1 protein-coding gene is annotated in these 779 nt (G+C 27.1%); it reads right to left on the reverse strand.

Features of this window, described 5'->3' with window-relative positions:
• Positions 1-98 precede the first annotated feature (98 nt).
• The coding region (locus GRQ01_RS07550; RefSeq protein WP_193699232.1) for a sugar transferase at positions 99-779 on the reverse strand (681 nt) is incomplete at its 5' end.

The following is a 779-nucleotide window of genomic DNA, read 5'->3' on the forward strand; positions in this document are numbered from 1 at the left end:
TTTTTATCAGCATAATCTACATTATCTTCATCAATTGTCAAAGTTCCATCTAAATCAATAACTATAGTTTTCATAAATTATTTTTTCTTTTCTTTAACCTAGGCACATCTTTGAATAAAAGCTTGATGTACCCCCCTGTACCAATTATTATTAGCTTGTATGAGAGTTTGTCCTAGTTTATAGGTTAAGCATTCTTTTTCTTTTAAAGCTTCTTCATAATCAGAATAAGATTTTAAAGGAGGTAAAGCTAAATTTGGATTTTCTTTTATTTTTGCTTCATAAGAAAGTTGTTCTTTTTTATGTTTATCTTTTATATAAGATAAAATAAAAGGCATTCTAATAAAACCTAAAATACTTTTTGAATTGTCTATTATAGCTTGACCTAATTTATAAGAAAGTTGGTTTTTAATTCTTGCTTTGGCTGAGTTAGCTTGAATAAAAGTAATTTTAGGATTGATTGTTTCTATAGTTATTCCTAGAGATTTAGCAAGCTTTTTGCTTTTTAACTTTTTAATTATTAAATCTTGTTCTAAATTAGCTAATTCTAGGTATTGTTTTTTAGCAGGAAGGGAATGGATTTGAGTTTGCAAGGGTTGTAGTTTTATAGGATCCATTCTAAAATTGTATTCTTCTATAGCACTTTTATAGTCTTCTACAGGAGGGACTAAATATGTAAAATCATATTCTTTATCAACTACGATGTTTTCATTTTGTATGAGTTGTATTTCTTCGCTAAAATCGAATTTACCATTTTGATCGGCTAAAAGAAAGGTGGAGAT

This window comes from Campylobacter bilis (genome assembly GCF_016806695.1).
Taxonomy (GTDB): Bacteria; Campylobacterota; Campylobacteria; order Campylobacterales; family Campylobacteraceae; genus Campylobacter_D; species Campylobacter_D bilis.